Source organism: Leisingera aquaemixtae (assembly GCF_006740765.1).
GTDB lineage: Bacteria > Pseudomonadota > Alphaproteobacteria > Rhodobacterales > Rhodobacteraceae > Leisingera > Leisingera aquaemixtae.
Map to the genome: position 1 here is coordinate 3,001,958 of NZ_CP041159.1, position 14,865 is coordinate 3,016,822.

A 14,865-nucleotide genomic window follows, 5' to 3' on the forward strand; every position below is an offset into this window, starting at 1 on the left:
TAGCCTCGCTTCCAATCAGAGGGGAGTTCACCATATGGATTTTGACACGATCATCGACCGCCGCGGCACCCACAGTTCAAAATGGGACAAGATGGAGACGCTGTTCGGCGTGTCCCCGCAGGACGGTCTGGCGATGTGGACCGCGGACTCCGACTTTCAGACCGCGCCCTGTGTCATCGAGGCCTTGAAAAGGGCCGCCGAACATGGCGTCTTCGGCTACTCCTGGCAGCATCCGGAGTATCTGCAGGCGGTGCAGTGGTGGATGAAGACCCGCCACAGCTGGGACATCGAAACCGATTGGGTGCTGACCACCCAAGGCCTGGGCAATGCCATCGCGCTGAGCCTGGATGTCTGGAGCCGGCCCGGCGACGGGGTGGTCATCTTTTCACCCGTCTACCATGAGTTTGCCCACAAGGTGAACAAGGCCGGACGCAGGGTCACCGAATGCCCGCTGGCGCGGGATGGCGATACCTACAACCTGGATCTCGACGACGCGCAATCGCGCCTGAACGGGAGCGAGAAGCTGCTGCTGTGGTGCTCGCCGCAGAACCCATCGGGCCGGGTCTGGACCCCTGAGGAGCTGCGCGCGGTGGCGGCATTTGCCAAGCGCAACGATCTGATACTGGTCTCTGACGAGATCCATCACGATCTGGTCTATCCCGGCAGCACCTTTGTCCCGATGGATGCGGCGGCGCCCGAGGCGCGTGCCTGGACCGTCACCCTCACCGCCGCCTCCAAGACCTTCAACATCGCCGGGCAGCGCACCGGCAACATGATCATCCCGGACCCGGAGCTGCGCGCCGCGATGCGCAAGCGGCTGAACACTCTGGATTACGACCCGAGCGCGCTTGGCGTCGCCATGATCACCGCGGCCTACTCCCCCGAAGGCGCCGAATGGGTCGATGCCCAGATCGCCCACTTGGAGGGCAACCGCAAACTGTTCGACGAGGCGGTCAACGCGCTGCCGGGACTGAAGTCATTGCCGCTGCAATCCACCTATCTGGCCTGGGTCGATTTCTCCGGCACCGGTATGAGCCGCGAGGAATTCATCAAGCGGCTGCGGAAAGACGCCAAAATCGCCACCTCGCCCGGCGACGGCTTCGGCACCGGCGGCGAGTTCATGGAACGCTTCAACCTGGCCACCCAGCGCGCCCGGGTCGAAGACGCCTGCCGCCGCCTGACCGCTGCCTTCTCGGACCTGCAATAACCATGAAGCGCCTGCTGCGGCTTCTGGCGCTGGTCGTCCTGACCGGCGCCGCCTGGGCCACCTGGCAGGCCTTCGCTCCGCGCCCTGTGCCGCCGCAGGCGACGGCGGTGGACCGGATCGACCGCATCCTGATCGAGAAATCCGCCCGCCGCCTGACCGCGAGCCGCGGCGGCGAGACGGTGCTGGAGTTCCCCATTGCGCTGGGTTTCGAACCGGCGGGCGACAAATTTCAGGAAGGCGACGGCAAAACCCCTGAAGGCACCTTCAGGATCGACAGGCGCAACCCCAACAGCGCCTACCACCTGTCACTGGGAATCGATTACCCTCAGCCCAAAGACCGCGTCCGCGCGCAAGCCGCCGGAGTCAGTCCCGGCGGCGATATTTTCATTCACGGGCAGCCGAATTCGGTGGGAAACCTGATCACCTTGCCCGGCGACTGGACCGCTGGCTGCATCGCCGTCAGCAATGACCAGATGGAAACGCTGTGGCGTCTGGCAGAGATCGGAACCGAGGTGGAAATCCGCCCCTGACCTGCCGCCTCAGATCTTGCCCTGCGACTGGTCGAAGGGGATCAGCCCGGCGGGAGCGTCCGGCGATTTGTAGAAATCCAGCGGCGGCGTGTCGGAGGCAAGCGTCGAACGCTTGAACTCATACCGCATTTCGCCGCCCTCTTCCTCGCTGGCGACAATCAGGCATTGCGACAGATGACGGGCGCCGTCGTAGATGTCGACCAGCCCGCGCAGCATCGGTGCGGTTTCCGCCTCGACCGAGAACCCCGTTTTCCAGATCCGCAGCACCGGATACAGCTCATTGTCCGCCATCACCCGCAGCCTGCTCTTCTTTCGCATCCCCTGCAGGCGGGCGGTATCGAGCGCTTCCTGCACGGCCTTGGGAACGTAGGTATTCATAGCGGCAGCCTTCCAGATGCTTGAGGTATCACAGGTCCATTTATTCAACGGTGCGTCACAAATAGATAAAATCAAGTGAACTTTTCTGTAAAATTTTTGGCAGCGCAATTTTGTTACCCCTGTGCAGAGGCGCAGAGGGCTTGCGCGCTGCACTGCATAGGCGCCAGGCCGCGCCGTCCTTATGCTTGAGCTGCACAACAGCAGGAGCAGACACGATGGGCTTACTGGTCGACGGAAAATGGCATGATCAGTGGTATGACACCGATTCCACCGGCGGCGCCTTCAAGCGCAGCGAATCGCAGTTCCGCAACTGGGTCACCGCCGACGGCAGCGCCGGCCCCTCGGGCGAGAGCGGCTTTCCGGCGGAAAGCGGGCGCTATCACCTGTACGTCTCGCTTGCTTGCCCCTGGGCGCACCGCACCCTGATCTTCAGCAAACTGAAGGGGCTGGAAGACCGTATCTCCGTCTCTGCCGTGCATCCCGACATGCTGGGCGAGGGCTGGACGTTTGAAACCGACAGCCACGGCGCCACTGGCGATTCCCTTTTCGGCAGCTCCCACCTGCACCAGATCTATACCCGCGCCGATTCCGGCTACACCGGCCGGGTGACGGTGCCTGTGCTGTGGGACAAGGTGCAGAACACCATCGTCTCTAACGAAAGCGCCGAGATCATCCGGATGTTCAATTCGGCTTTCGACGGGATCACCGGCAACACCGACGACTATTGGCCGGAGGAGCTGCGCGAGCCGATCGAGGCGGTCAACGCCCGCGTCTACAGCTCCGTGAACAATGGCGTCTACAAATGCGGCTTTGCCACCTCGCAAGAGGCCTATGACGACGCCATAGAGCCGCTTTTCGAAAGCCTGGACTGGCTGGAGGACCTGCTGTCGCAGCACCGCTATCTGCTGGGCAGCCGCATCACCGAGGCCGACTGGCGCCTGTTTACCACCCTCCTGCGGTTTGACCCCGTCTACCACGTGCATTTCAAATGCAACCGCAAGCGGCTGGTGGATTACCCGAACCTCTGGGCCTACACCCGCGAGCTGTACCAATGGCCCGGCGTGGCAGAGACCGTGGGGATGCACCACATCGTGCGCCACTATTATTACAGCCACGACACCATCAACCCGCACCGGATCATTCCGATCAATCCAGAGATTGACTGGATGGAACCGCACCGCCGCGGCTGACCCCTGCGGCCTGACGCCACCTGGCGTCAGATCCGCTTATCCTGCACCAAATAGGGAGTTCACGCACTGAACTGGTTGCTTTAAGAAACGGGTAATCTCATATGGCAATCGATCAGCCTGGAGAGAAATATCCACCGGTGATGCCCGCGATGCCAGAACGCCCGCTTGAAAACGCTCCTCCGCCCCGCGATCACGGCGGCAACCTCAGCGCGGCGATGGCCGAATTCGGCGGACCCCGCAGCGGCTGGATGGACCTGTCGACGGGCATCAACCCGCACCCCTACCCGCTGCCGGACTTCACCGCAGGCGACTGGGGCGCGCTGCCCGATGCAGATGCCTTGGCGGAGCTTGAGCACGCGGCCCGCGCGTTCTGGAACATCCCCGAGCAGGCAGCCGTCCTTGCCGCGCCGGGCGCGTCGGCGCTGATTGCCGTCCTGCCCGCCCTCGCCGCGCCGCGCTGGGTGCAAATCACCAAGCCGACCTACAACGAACATGCCGCCGCCTTTGAGGCTCATGGCTGGATAATCCGCGATAAAGGCCCGGCCGAAGCCCGCGTCGTCGTGCACCCGAACAATCCGGACGGCCGCCTGTGGAGCGTAGAGCATTTCACTTCACCGCTCACCATCATCGACGAAAGCTTCTGCGATGTCTGCCCGGACCAGAGCCTGATCCGCATGGCCGCCCGTCCCGGCGTCATCGTGCTGAAAAGCTTTGGCAAATTCTGGGGGCTCGCGGGGATGCGGCTGGGCTTTGCCATCGGCGATCCTGAATTGATCGCCAAGCTTGCCACCTGGCAGGGCCCCTGGGCCGTCTCAGGTCCCGCCCTGCGCACCGGGGCGCTGGCCTTGCAGGACCGCCCATGGGCCGAGGCCACCCGCACCCGCCTCAGACAGGATGCGGCCCGGCTGGATGAGCTGGTGCTGGCCAAGGGCGCCAGCCTGGCCGGCGGCACCGACCTGTTCCGGCTCTATAACGTGGAGGACGCCGCCGCCTGGCAGCATAAGCTGGCACGCGCCCATATCTGGAGCCGCATCTTCCCCTATTCGCAATCCTATCTGCGCCTGGGCCTGCCGCCTTCGGACGGCTGGGAGCGGCTGGAGGCCGCGTTATGAGCACCGCGGCGATGCTGGTTTTTGCCCTGCTGCTGGATGCCGTCTTTGGCGAGCCGAAATGGCTGTGGTCCCGCCTGCCCCACCCCGCAGTTCTGATGGGAAAGGCAGTTGGCTTCCTGGACCGCAAGCTCAACACCGGCAGCAACCGCCGTGCTCAGGGCGTGCTGGCGGCTCTCGCGCTGGTCCTGGGCGGCTATTTCTTGGGCAAACTTCTAGCGCTGCCCGGGGCGCTGGTGGAGATCCTGGTTGCCGCCGTCCTGATCGCCCAGCGGTCCTTGACCGAACATGTCGCCGCAGTCGCCAAGGGCCTGCGCAGCAGCCTGGCCGAAGGCCGGGAGGCGGTGGCGATGATCGTCAGCCGCGACACCGCCGCCATGTCCGCACCGCAAGTTGCCCGTTCCGCCATCGAAAGCGGCTCGGAAAACCTGTCGGACGGTGTTATCGCGCCCGCCTTCTGGTTCCTGGTTGCCGGCCTGCCGGGGCTGATCATCTACAAGGCGGTCAATACCGCCGACAGCATGATCGGCTACCGCAATGACCGCTACAAAGACTTCGGCTGGGCCGCTGCCCGGCTGGACGACCTGCTGAACCTGATCCCGGCGCGGCTGACCGGCCTGCTGATCGCTTTGGCCGGCGGCCAGCTGCGCCACTGGAAAGATATCGCCGCCGACGCCCGCAAGCACCGCTCGCCCAACGCCGGCTGGCCCGAGGCTGCGATGGCGCGCGCCCTGGACACCGCTCTGGCCGGTCCGCGGTCCTATGACGGCGAGATGCGCGACTTTCCCTGGGTCCACGCCGAAGGCGCCAAAAGCGCCAGCGCCGAAACCATAACCCGCTCCGTCACCCTGCTTTGGAAAACTTGGGCAATAACCCTGGCCCTGACCATTGCCATCGCCGCGTTTTTCTAGCACATAAGATCCTGTGGGAGCGGAAAGACAAGGAGCGCCGGAGTTATGCGCCTATTGCCCTTTGCCCTCGCGGTGAGCCTGCTGCCCGCAGCGGCGGCGGCCCAATGCGGCGGCGGCTTTCAGAATTTCGTCAAGCTTTTGAAAGACGAGGCGGTGCAGGCCGGCTACGGCATGACCACGGTCAACGCCTTCTTTGACGGCACCCGCCAGAACCGCAGGGTGCTTGAGGCCGACCGGGCCCAGGGTGTCTTCCAGAAACCCTTTATCGACTTTTCCCGCCGCCTGATCTCGCAGGACCGCCTGCGGCGCGGCCTGCAAATGTCGCAAAGGCACGACAGCACCTTCCAGCGCATCGAAAACACCTATGGCATCAACCGCGGCGTGCTGCTGGCCTTCTGGGCGCTGGAAACCGATTACGGCGGCTATCAGGGCGATTTCAACACCCGCGACGCGCTGGTGACGCTGGCCCACGACTGCCGCCGCCCTGAACTGTTCCGGCCGCAGGTCTTTTCCGCGCTGGAGATGTTTCGGCAGGGCAATTTCGACCCCAAGCGCACCACCGGCGCCTGGGCAGGAGAGATCGGCATGGTGCAGATGTTGCCCGGCGACATCCTGGAGCACGGCGTCGATGCCGACGGCGACGGCAAGGTCAGCCTGAAAACCTCTGCCGCCGATGCGCTGATGTCAGGCGCCCGGATGCTGTCGCACCTGGGCTGGCAGCCCGGACAGCCCTGGCTGCAGGAGGTCACCCTTCCCGGCGGCATGGACCTGTCGCTGACCGGCACCGCCCGCAAGAAGACCGTGGCAGAGTGGCGCGCGCTTGGCGTTGCGGCGCGGGACGGCAGCCTGCCGGATCCGTCCATGCGCGCCTCCCTGCTGCTGCCGCAAGGGCACAAGGGGCCGGCCTTCCTCGCCTACCCCAACTTTGACGTCTATTTCGAGTGGAACCAAAGCTTCACCTATGCGCTGACTGCCGCCTATTTCGCCAACCGGCTGGAAGGCGCGGATGTCTATAAGGCCGGCAGGCCTGAGAGCGGGCTGAGCGGCTCTCAGATGAAGCAGCTGCAAGAGAAACTGCAGGCGCGCGGCCACAATGTCGGGGATATCGACGGCATTCTCGGCGCCCGCACCCGGCTTGCCGTGCAGAAAGAGCAGGCCCGCCTCGGCCTGCCCGCCGACGCATGGCCGACCCCGGCGCTGCTGAAGAAGCTTTAGCGCACCGGGAAGCGTTCTCCCTTTTCGGTGATCAGGATCACCCGGCTGCCGTTTCGGACAAACAGGTCGCAGCGGCCAAACCCGTTTGTGAAGTCCACGCAGATGCTGCCGTCCCCGGCAATCCGGTACGTGCCCCAGGCCGTGCCGCCGCCGTTTTCTTGCGAATAGGTATAGGAATAGGCGCCGTCGCGGCCATAAAGCGACTCGCCGCCGTCATAAAAGCGGAAAGACCGTCCCGGCAGCGCCTCCAGCTCAGTCCGCACGAACGGGGCATCGCCCGGGCGCAGCTGCCAGTCCGCAGCCTGGGCCGCACCTGCCATCAGGCATAAGAAAAGGGGCATGATCCGTTTCATGCCCCCACCTTAGCGTTTGTTCTCTCAGCCCGCCGTCACGATCCGGTGACAACCGTGCTCACCAGCCGATGAACTCTTCGAAATCCTGCATCGCACGGGTCCAAAGGCTGACCGCCTGGGCAAAGTCATCCGGGCTCATCCCATCAGCGCCCATGAACACATCCATCTCGATCCGCGCTGCACCTTCCTCGGAGATGTAGCCGCGGGCAAAGCGGTTTTCGGTGTTCCACTCGTTGATCTTGGCCAGGCGCACGCTGCCATCGGTCTGATAGCCTGAAAAGAATTGGATGGCGCTGCAATCGGTGTTGTTGCCGCAGCCGTAGTAATAGACCGAAAAGTCGTTGCCGTAATACTCAACCTTGACGTTCGGATCGCCGACGCTGTCGGTGGTCAGTTCCACCTGCGCACCCTCATCCTTAAAGAAGTCAGCCACGCTGTCGCCGGTCGTGGCCACCACATTCTGGGCCGCAGCTGCCACCGGCAGAACCAGCGCCACGGAGGCGGCAATCGCCTTAACTATACTCATTTTTGTCTCCACCAATACGTCTTGCGCCCCCGCGCCGATCCCCCGGCGCAAGAACTCAGGCCACCATCGCCTCTGCTTTTTTCAGGTCAACCGAAACCAGCTGGCTGACGCCCTTTTCCTGCATCGTGACGCCGAAAAGCCGGTCCATCCGCGCCATCGTCACCGCGTGGTGGGTGATGATCAAGAAACGGGTGTCGGTCTGGCGGCACATTTCGTCCAGCAGGTCGCAAAAACGGGTGACGTTGGCGTCATCCAGCGGCGCGTCAACCTCGTCCAGCACACAAATCGGCGCCGGGTTCGACAGGAACACCGCAAAGATCAGCGCCATCGCGGTCAGCGTCTGCTCGCCGCCCGACAGCAGCGACAGGGTCGACAGCTTCTTGCCCGGCGGCTGGCACATGATCTCAAGCCCCGCATCCAGCGGGTCGTCGCTTTCGACCATCACCAGATTGGCCTCACCGCCGCCGAACAGATGGGTGAACAGCATGGCAAAGCTGCTGTTCACCTGCTCAAACGCGGTCAGCAGCCGCTCGCGGCCCTCACGGTTCAAACTGGCAATGCCGTCGCGCAGGGTCTTGACCGCGCCTTCCAGGTCCAGTTTCTCGGCGACCAGCGTGTCGTGTTCGTTCTGCACGCCTCGGGCGTCCTCCTCGGCGCGCAGGTTCACCGCGCCCAGGGCGTCGCGCTGGCGCTTGTAGCGGTCGACATCCGCCTCCAGGCCTTCCGAAGGCGGCATTTCGTCCGGCGACACGCCCAGCTTCTCCAGCAGGGCCTGCGGGGTGATCTGCTGCGCCTCGATGATGCGGCCCGCGGCCTGGGTCACCGCATCCTTGGCCGCATCGCTGCGCGCCTCGGAGCGTGCCCGCGCCTCGCGCGCCTCGGACGCCAGCCGCTCGCACTCGCGCTCCTTTTGAACCGCGTCGCGCAGCTCGGCCTCGGCGGCGATCAGCGCCTCGGTGGCGGCGGACTTGCGCGCCTCGGCGCCGGAAATCGCCTCGTTCAGCTCTTCGCGTTTCCCGGCGATTTCTGCCGGAACCGCGTTGGCCTCTTCCAGTTCCTCCTGCGAGGCTTCGCGGCGCTCCGCCAGCTCCTCGATCCGCTGCTTGGCGCTTTCCAGCCGGTGGCGCCAGCCTGACAGCTCCTTGGTCACCTCCTGCGTGCGCTTGGTACGGGCCTCGCCCTCGCGGCGCAGCTCGTCATGACTGGAGCGGTGGGTCAGCATGGTGATCCGCGCGGCCTCAACCGACTGCTTGATCTCCTCAACGGCCCCGCGCGCCTGATCCAGATCGCCAAGTTCCCCCAGCGCCTTTTCCGCCTCTTTCAGCTGCAGGCTGGCATTCAGTGCGTCTTCCTCGTGGCGGGAAACCGCAATGCCCAGAGTTTCCAGCTTGCCATCGGCCAGGTTGCGGTCCGCCTCCGCCCGGCTCAGCGCGCGGGCCGCATCCGCCACCCGCTGATCCGCCACCCGGCGCGCCTGGCGGGCGTTCTGGTCGGCCAGCGTCACCTCTTCCAGCTTGCGCAGCAGCATTTCATGCGCGCCGCGGGCGCCCTCGGCCTTGGCGCTGACGCGCTCCATGTCCTGCTTCAGCGCTTCCAGCTTGTTCAGCTGCTCCAGCCGCAGCGCAGCAGCACTCGGCGCATCCTCGGCCCAGGCGCGGTAGCCGTCCCAGCGCCACAGGTCGCCCTCAACCGTCACCAGCCGCTGCCCCGGCTTCAGCTGCGCCTGCAGCCCGGCGGCGGCATCGCCATCCACCAGCCCGATCTGCGCCACCCGGCGCGACAGCGCCTCCGGCCCAGAGACAAACAGCCCCAGCGGCTGCACGCCCTCCGGAAGCTCTGCATCGTGGTCATAGCCCGGCAGGGACACCCAGCCGGTCGGCCCGTCCGCCTCCGCCAGCGGCGCCCGCAGGTCATCGGCCAGAGCCGCCCCCAGCGCCTTTTCGTAGCCCAGCGCCACGGTCAGTTCGTCCAGGATCTGGCCGCCCTCGGCCGTGTCGCGCTCCACCAGCTTGGCCAGCGCGGTCACCTCGGCACGCAACGCGCCCAGCTCGCCTTCGGCTTCCGACCGCTGCGAGCGCGCCTCCGCCTCAAGGCTCTGGGTCTCCGTCCGCAGCTCGTCCGCAGCCGCCAGCGCCTCCTCCGCCGCTTCAGAGGCCTCGCGGGCCTCCTCTTCGGACGTCATGGCAGCCTCGAACTTCTCCGCCGCCAGACCCAGCGCCTGCCGCGCCTCGCCCTGTGCGGCACGGGCCTTTTCCGCTTCGCCTTCCGAGCGGCCAAGCGCCCGCTGGCAATCCTCAACCGCACGGCGTGCCGACTGGTGGCGCGCGGCCAGACGGGCGACATCCTCGGTCACTTGCGCCAGATGGTCCTCGCGCGCCTGCAGGATCGACCCCGCATCGCGGGCCAGCTCCGCCGCCTCGGCCAGCCTGCCGTCGTGCCCGTCGCCGGCCTTGGACAGCTCGCGCTGTTCCCATTCCAGCCGCTCGATGGTTTGGCCCGCGTCGTTGTTCAGCCCGGACTCGCGCTCAATGTCATTGCCCAGCTGGACAATCCGGCTGCTAAGCCGCTCGATCGCCTGGCGCGCCTGCGCCTCCTGATCGCTCAGCGAATCCCGCTGCACCACCAGCCGCTGCAGCACGGCGGCGGCAATGGCCTCCTCCTCGCGCAGGGGCGGCAGCTTTTCCTCAAACGTGCCGCGCTGCGCCGCGGCCGCGCGCACCAGCGCCTCGGCCTTCGACGCCTGCTCGACCCGCGCCCGCAGTTCATCCTCGGAGGCCAGCCGCGCCTCATCCGCCTCGCGCCAGCGCCGGTACAGCAGCATGCCTTCGGACAACCGCAGCTTTTCGCCGATCTCGCGATAGCGCTGTGCCTGCCGCGCCTGCTTGGCCAGCTGCGACAGCTGCGCCGCCAGCTGCTCGATCACGTCATCGACACGCAGCAGGTTGGCCTCGGTGTTCTTCAGCTTCAGCTCCGCCTCGTGACGCCGCTGATACAGGCCGGAGATCCCCGCCGCCTCTTCCAGGATCCGCCGCCGCGCCTTCGGCTTGGCATTGATCAGCTCGGCAATCTGCCCCTGCCGCACCAGCGCCGGCGAATGCGCCCCGGTGGAGGCATCGGCAAACAGCATCTGCACGTCACGCGCCCGCACGTCCTTGCCGTTGGATTTGTAGGCGCTGCCCACATCACGGGTGATCCGCCGCACGATCTCCAGAATATCGCTGTCATTGAACCCGGAGGGCGCCAGCCGTTCCGAGTTGTCTATCTGCAGGCTCACCTCGGCAAAGTTGCGCGCGGGCCGCGACGTGGTGCCGGCAAAGATCACATCCTCCATGCCGCCGCCGCGCATCGCCTTGGCGCGGGTCTCGCCCATCACCCAGCGCAACGCTTCGAGAAGATTGGATTTGCCGCAACCGTTTGGACCCACAACCCCTGTCAGCCCATCGGCTATGACCAGTTCGGTTGGATCAACAAAGCTTTTGAAGCCGTTCAGCCTGAGCTTGGAAAACCGCAAAGCTGCCCCTTCGTGATTCCGTATGGAGAAAGTTCAGCGGGTCTTATCGCGTGTGTCAACGCTCCGCACCCCCAAATCGGGGCGAATGCGGATCAATCCACACTATATCTTGTGGATAAACTGCCCGTTCCGGCGGTCTTTTGCCAAGCCGGAGCTGTTTGGCCGTCAGGCGGACCGCAACAGCCGTCCCAGCCGGGCAATCCCGTCCTCAATGGCCGTGTGGTTGGAGTTGGAAAAGCTCAGCCGGATCGTGTTCTGGCCGCTGCCATCGGCAAAAAACGCCTGTCCGGGGACAAAGGCCACCTTCTCCGTCTCCAGCGACCGGGCCAGCAGGTCCGCCCCGTTCACACCTTCCGGCAAGGTCATCCAGACGAACATGCCGCCCTCCGGCCGGGTCCACGCCACGCCCTCCGGCATGTGCTTCTCCAGGGCCGCCAGCATCACGTCCCGGCGGCGCTGATAGACCGCACGCAGCTGCTCGACATGCTCATCGAAACAGGCTGCAGCCACGCCATGCACCGCCATCTGGTTGATGCTTGACGTATGCAGATCAGCGGCCTGTTTCAGCAGCACCATCTGCGAGATCACCGGCTTGGCCGCCACCGCCCAGCCGATCCGCAGCCCCGGCGCCAGCGTCTTGCTGAAGGTGCCGCAGTAAACCGTCCGGCAATCCTCGATCGAGGCCTTTTGCTCCAGCTCCAGCGCCAGAACCGGCGGCACCGGCGCGCCGTCATAGCGCAGCGACTGATAAGCCGCGTCTTCGATGACGGCGCAGTCCAGCGTGTCCACCAGCTCCAGCAGCCGCAGCCGCCCGGCCCGGTCCAGCGTCTCACCGGTCGGATTGGCGAAATCCGGCGAGAGATAGGCGAATTTCACCGCACTTCCCGCCTCCTCCGCGCCCTCGGCATAGCTCTCCGCCGTGCGGTTGCCGGTCAGCGACAGCCGGTCATACCGAGGCTCGTAGGCGTTGAAGGCCGCGAGCGCCCCCAGGTACGTCGGCCAGCCCACCAGCGCGGTGTCGCCCGGCGACAGGAACAGCTTGCCCAGGTAATCCAGCGCCTGCTGGGAGCCGGAGGTGATCAGCACGTTGCCGGCCTCGCAGACTATCCCGATCTTCGCCATCTCAGCGGCGATCCACTGGCGCAGCGGCAGGTAGCCTTCGCTGACCGAGTATTGCAGCGCCTGCGCTTGCCGCTCCGGCTCCAGCGCAGCCTGGAAGGCCTCGGCAAATTCATCTGCCGGGAACAGCGCCGGATCCGGGATGCCGCCGGCAAAGGAGATGATGTCCGGCTGGTCCAGAAGCTTCAGAAGCTCGCGGATTTCCGACGCCTTCATCCGCGCATTGCGGGTGGCAAAGATCTGGTTCAGCTGCATGCCTCTCTCCTCGCGCACGATCTAGGCCCACGGTAGGAGAGTGCAAAACAAAGTCAATGATCCTGACCTACTGTTACAGCCATCGTGATCCCTGCCCGCCCTTGCAGCCGCTCCCCGAGCGTGGTCATATGTTTTGACCAATTTAAATGAGCGTCAGGATGCCGTTTCAGAAAGTCCAGCCCGAGAAGCTCTCCGCCTCCGTCGTCAAGCAGATCGAGCAGCTGATCCTGCGCGGCATCCTGTCCCCGGGCGAGCGCCTGCCTGCCGAACGCGAACTGGCAGAGCGGCTGGGCGTCTCCCGCCCCTCCTTGCGCGATGCCATCGGCGAACTGCAGGCGCGCGGCTTGCTGGCGTCCAAGGCTGGCTCCGGCGTGTTTGTGGCGGATGTTCTCGGCTCCGCCTTCTCCCCTGCCCTGATCCAGCTGTTCGCCAGCCATGACGAGGCGGTGTTTGACTACCTCTCCTTCCGCCGCGACATGGAGGGGCTGGCCGCCGAGCGCGCCGCCCGGTTCGGGTCAGACTATGACCTGCAGGTGATCCAGGCGATCTTCGACAAGATGGAGGCTGCGGGCAACCCGGCGATCTCCGAGGAAGCGGCCCAGCTCGACGCCCAGTTCCACTCCGCCATCATGGATGCCAGCCACAACGTCATCATGCTGCACATGATGCGGTCCATGTTCGATCTGCTGCGCGAGGGCGTCTTCTACAACCGCCGGATCATGTTCCAGCAGCACACCACCTATGAGGCGCTTCTGGAACAGCACCGCGCCATCAACGCCGCCCTGCAGGCCCGCGACCCGCAAGGAGCCCGCACCGCGGTTGAGGCGCATCTTGACTATGTCAAACAGGCCCTCACCGACCACCAGCGCGCTGAGCGCAACGCCGAGGTGGCCCGGCAGCGGCTGGAGCATGAGACCGGTAAGGGGTGAAGCCGCCAGATGGCGCGCAGGCAGGCTATTCCGCCCCCCTGCTCCTTACGACCGCAACAAAAAAACCCGGCCACTTGGACCGGGTTCTTTTAACTTGTCAGTGTCAGCCAAAACTTAGTGCAGCTTGGCGTCCACATCCGCGATGGCGGCGTCGATCAGCTTGTTGGCCTCGGCGGCGGTCATCTGCTTGGAGATCACCTCATCCGCGGCAGCAACAGCAATCGAGATCGCCTGGTCGCGCACTTCCTTCACAGCCGAAGCTTCTGCCGACGCGATCTGCTCCTCGGCGGCCGCCAGGCGGCGGGCGATGGAGGTTTCCAGATCCGCCTTGGCAACGTCCGCTGCACGGGCAGCCTCGTCACGGGCGGCAGCAACGATCTGATCGGCCTGGGCCTGAACTTCCTGCTGCTTGCGCTCATAAGACGCCAGAATGGTCTGGGCCTCTTCACGCAGCGCACGGGCTTCGTCCAGTTCCTTCTGGATGGCCGCGGCACGGTTGTCCAGCTGGTTGCCCAGCAGGCCCGGCACCTTGGCCAGCAGCAGGATGCCGACGAACAGAAGGAAAGCCAGCAGAACAACGAAATCGGTGTTGCCCAGCGACAGGAACGGGCCTTCTGCTGCCAGCGCCGGGCCGGCCGCGCCAAAGGTCAGGGCAAGAGCGAGGATATTGCGCATGTCCTTATCCTTTCGTCCGCTGTGCAACTGCCGCAGCAACTGCGTCTTTGTCTGCCGACCCGCTCAGCGCGGTCACCAGCGCCTCTGCGGTCTCGGTGGCAACAGCCTTAACACCTTCCAGCGCGCCGGCCTTGATTTCGGCGATCGCCTTTTCGGACTCGGCAGCCTTGGCAGCGATCTGCTCGTCTGCTTTGGCAATCGCCTCGTCCAGCCCGGCCTGGATTTCTGCACGGGTCTCAGCAGCGATGCGCTGAGCTTCCGCACGGGCATCCGCCAGAGCTTTGTTGTATGCGTTTTCGGCCTCGACAGCCTTGGCTTTCAGGTCTTCAGCCGCGGCGAGGTCGTTGGTGATGGTCCCCTGACGCTCGGCCAGCACCGCAGCGATGCGGGGCAGCGCGACGCGCGACAGAATGAGGTAGATCACGACCAGGGCGACCACGAGCCAGAAGATCTGGTTCCCGAAGGTCGAGAAGTCCAGCTGAGGCATGCCCGGAGCAGACCCGTGCGCTGCGTCTGCGGCGCCGTGTGCTGCGTCTTGCGTATTAGATGCCATGTCGTCCTCCTTGGGAACTTGCCGTTACACCGGGCAGTGCAGGGTTTTGCCGCACTGCCCGGCCGTAAGGAAATAGGTTCCTAAGGTCTTAGACGGCGAACATCAGCAGCAGAGCGACCAGGAACGAGAAGATGCCCAGTGCTTCTGCAAACGCGATGCCGATGAACAGGGTTGCGGTCTGGCCGGCAGCTGCCGACGGGTTGCGCAGAGCGCCTGCCAGGAAGTTGCCAGCCACGTGGCCCACACCGATTGCGGCTGCGCCGGAACCGATTGCTGCCAGGCCTGCGCCGACGAACTGACCGAGTTGTGCGATATCGCCTTCCATGATTTCTCTCCTTACGATGGAATGTGGTGATTTCTAGGGTGGGCAGGCCCGGTCAGGGCGCGCCCGCTTTGCTTTCAGA

The 14,865-nt window shown here is 65.0% G+C and carries 15 protein-coding genes; 7 read left to right on the forward strand and 8 right to left on the reverse strand.

The features are described 5' to 3' along the window. Positions 1-34 precede the first annotated feature (34 nt). Positions 35-1,207: a MalY/PatB family protein gene (locus R2C4_RS16405; protein WP_141891451.1), complete on the forward strand. Its 1,173-nt coding sequence runs from the start codon at positions 35-37 to the stop codon at positions 1,205-1,207. A gap of 2 nt (positions 1,208-1,209) precedes the next feature. Beyond that, on the forward strand, positions 1,210-1,737 hold the full coding sequence (locus R2C4_RS16410) for a L,D-transpeptidase family protein (protein WP_058286484.1): 528 nt from the start codon (positions 1,210-1,212) through the stop codon (positions 1,735-1,737). 9 nt (positions 1,738-1,746) lie between these two features. On the opposite strand, the gene R2C4_RS16415 is transcribed toward R2C4_RS16410, so the two are convergent. Further along, entirely contained in the window at positions 1,747-2,115 is a 369-nt protein-coding gene (locus tag R2C4_RS16415) for a hypothetical protein (protein WP_058286483.1), read from the reverse strand. A gap of 215 nt (positions 2,116-2,330) precedes the next feature. Between R2C4_RS16415 and R2C4_RS16420 the strand changes: the two genes are divergently transcribed. The 4 genes from R2C4_RS16420 (at position 2,331) to R2C4_RS16435 (ending at position 6,540) form a co-directional block, all read left to right on the forward strand. Further along, positions 2,331-3,305 (forward strand): glutathione S-transferase family protein, encoded by a 975-nt coding sequence (locus R2C4_RS16420; RefSeq protein ID WP_141891452.1) that lies wholly within the window; start codon positions 2,331-2,333, stop codon positions 3,303-3,305. A gap of 149 nt (positions 3,306-3,454) precedes the next feature. Next, positions 3,455-4,417 carry a threonine-phosphate decarboxylase gene (locus R2C4_RS16425; RefSeq protein WP_167510267.1) on the forward strand — a complete coding sequence of 321 codons (963 nt, stop codon included), beginning with the start codon at positions 3,455-3,457 and terminating at the stop codon, positions 4,415-4,417. Then, positions 4,414-5,325 (forward strand): adenosylcobinamide-phosphate synthase CbiB, encoded by a 912-nt coding sequence (gene cbiB / locus R2C4_RS16430; RefSeq protein WP_141891454.1) that lies wholly within the window; start codon positions 4,414-4,416, stop codon positions 5,323-5,325. Before R2C4_RS16425 ends, cbiB begins: the two co-directional genes overlap by 4 nt. A 45-nt stretch (positions 5,326-5,370) precedes the next feature. Continuing rightward, positions 5,371-6,540, forward strand: coding sequence for a lytic murein transglycosylase (locus R2C4_RS16435; RefSeq protein WP_141891455.1), 1,170 nt, complete (start codon positions 5,371-5,373; stop codon positions 6,538-6,540). On the opposite strand, the gene R2C4_RS16440 is transcribed toward R2C4_RS16435, so the two are convergent. The 4 genes from R2C4_RS16440 to R2C4_RS16455 all read right to left on the reverse strand — a co-directional run bounded on the left by R2C4_RS16440 (position 6,537) and on the right by R2C4_RS16455 (position 12,304). Then, positions 6,537-6,881 carry a hypothetical protein gene (locus tag R2C4_RS16440; RefSeq protein ID WP_414671954.1) on the reverse strand — a complete coding sequence of 115 codons (345 nt, stop codon included), beginning with the start codon at positions 6,879-6,881 and terminating at the stop codon, positions 6,537-6,539. The genes R2C4_RS16435 and R2C4_RS16440 overlap by 4 nt on opposite strands. A 70-nt stretch (positions 6,882-6,951) precedes the next feature. Next, positions 6,952-7,419 carry a YbjN domain-containing protein gene (locus R2C4_RS16445; RefSeq protein ID WP_141891457.1) on the reverse strand — a complete coding sequence of 156 codons (468 nt, stop codon included), beginning with the start codon at positions 7,417-7,419 and terminating at the stop codon, positions 6,952-6,954. A 55-nt stretch (positions 7,420-7,474) separates the two neighbouring features. Beyond that, a complete protein-coding gene (locus R2C4_RS16450; protein WP_141891458.1) occupies positions 7,475-10,930 on the reverse strand; it encodes a chromosome segregation SMC family protein in 3,456 nt (1,151 codons plus the stop codon). Positions 10,931-11,095: 165 nt separating this feature from the next. Further along, positions 11,096-12,304, reverse strand: a complete 1,209-nt coding sequence (locus R2C4_RS16455) for an aminotransferase-like domain-containing protein (protein ID WP_141891459.1) — start codon at positions 12,302-12,304, stop codon at positions 11,096-11,098. A gap of 158 nt (positions 12,305-12,462) precedes the next feature. Between R2C4_RS16455 and R2C4_RS16460 the strand changes: the two genes are divergently transcribed. Next, a complete protein-coding gene (locus R2C4_RS16460; RefSeq protein ID WP_141891460.1) occupies positions 12,463-13,233 on the forward strand; it encodes a FadR/GntR family transcriptional regulator in 771 nt (256 codons plus the stop codon). Between the two features lie 114 nt (positions 13,234-13,347). Here the strand turns inward: R2C4_RS16460 and R2C4_RS16465 are convergent, their stop codons facing one another. From R2C4_RS16465 to R2C4_RS16475, 3 genes are all read right to left on the reverse strand, one after another. After that, complete coding sequence (locus R2C4_RS16465) at positions 13,348-13,908, reverse strand: F0F1 ATP synthase subunit B (RefSeq protein ID WP_058286474.1); 561 nt, start codon at positions 13,906-13,908, stop codon at positions 13,348-13,350. A 4-nt stretch (positions 13,909-13,912) separates the two neighbouring features. Continuing rightward, a complete protein-coding gene (locus R2C4_RS16470) occupies positions 13,913-14,461 on the reverse strand; it encodes a F0F1 ATP synthase subunit B' (protein ID WP_141891461.1) in 549 nt (182 codons plus the stop codon). Between the two features lie 88 nt (positions 14,462-14,549). Next, positions 14,550-14,786, reverse strand: coding sequence for a F0F1 ATP synthase subunit C (locus R2C4_RS16475; RefSeq protein ID WP_008553903.1), 237 nt, complete (start codon positions 14,784-14,786; stop codon positions 14,550-14,552). Positions 14,787-14,865 lie beyond the last annotated feature (79 nt).

Bases quoted from the DNA above. Each gene is read 5' to 3' on its own strand.
- R2C4_RS16470 (WP_141891461.1), bottom strand. From the start codon at position 14,461: ATGGCATCTAATACGCAAGACGCAGCACACGGCGCCGCAGACGCAGCG.
- cbiB (WP_141891454.1), top strand. From the start codon at position 4,414: ATGAGCACCGCGGCGATGCTGGTTTTTGCCCTGCTGCTGGATGCCGTC.
- R2C4_RS16425 (WP_167510267.1), top strand. From the start codon at position 3,455: ATGCCAGAACGCCCGCTTGAAAACGCTCCTCCGCCCCGCGATCACGGC.
- R2C4_RS16460 (WP_141891460.1), top strand. From the start codon at position 12,463: ATGCCGTTTCAGAAAGTCCAGCCCGAGAAGCTCTCCGCCTCCGTCGTC.
- R2C4_RS16465 (WP_058286474.1), bottom strand. From the start codon at position 13,908: ATGCGCAATATCCTCGCTCTTGCCCTGACCTTTGGCGCGGCCGGCCCG.
- R2C4_RS16415 (WP_058286483.1), bottom strand. From the start codon at position 2,115: ATGAATACCTACGTTCCCAAGGCCGTGCAGGAAGCGCTCGATACCGCC.
- R2C4_RS16435 (WP_141891455.1), top strand. From the start codon at position 5,371: ATGCGCCTATTGCCCTTTGCCCTCGCGGTGAGCCTGCTGCCCGCAGCG.
- R2C4_RS16405 (WP_141891451.1), top strand. From the start codon at position 35: ATGGATTTTGACACGATCATCGACCGCCGCGGCACCCACAGTTCAAAA.
- R2C4_RS16475 (WP_008553903.1), bottom strand. From the start codon at position 14,786: ATGGAAGGCGATATCGCACAACTCGGTCAGTTCGTCGGCGCAGGCCTG.
- R2C4_RS16420 (WP_141891452.1), top strand. From the start codon at position 2,331: ATGGGCTTACTGGTCGACGGAAAATGGCATGATCAGTGGTATGACACC.
- R2C4_RS16440 (WP_414671954.1), bottom strand. From the start codon at position 6,881: ATGCCCCTTTTCTTATGCCTGATGGCAGGTGCGGCCCAGGCTGCGGAC.
- R2C4_RS16455 (WP_141891459.1), bottom strand. From the start codon at position 12,304: ATGCAGCTGAACCAGATCTTTGCCACCCGCAATGCGCGGATGAAGGCG.
- R2C4_RS16410 (WP_058286484.1), top strand. From the start codon at position 1,210: ATGAAGCGCCTGCTGCGGCTTCTGGCGCTGGTCGTCCTGACCGGCGCC.
- R2C4_RS16445 (WP_141891457.1), bottom strand. From the start codon at position 7,419: ATGAGTATAGTTAAGGCGATTGCCGCCTCCGTGGCGCTGGTTCTGCCG.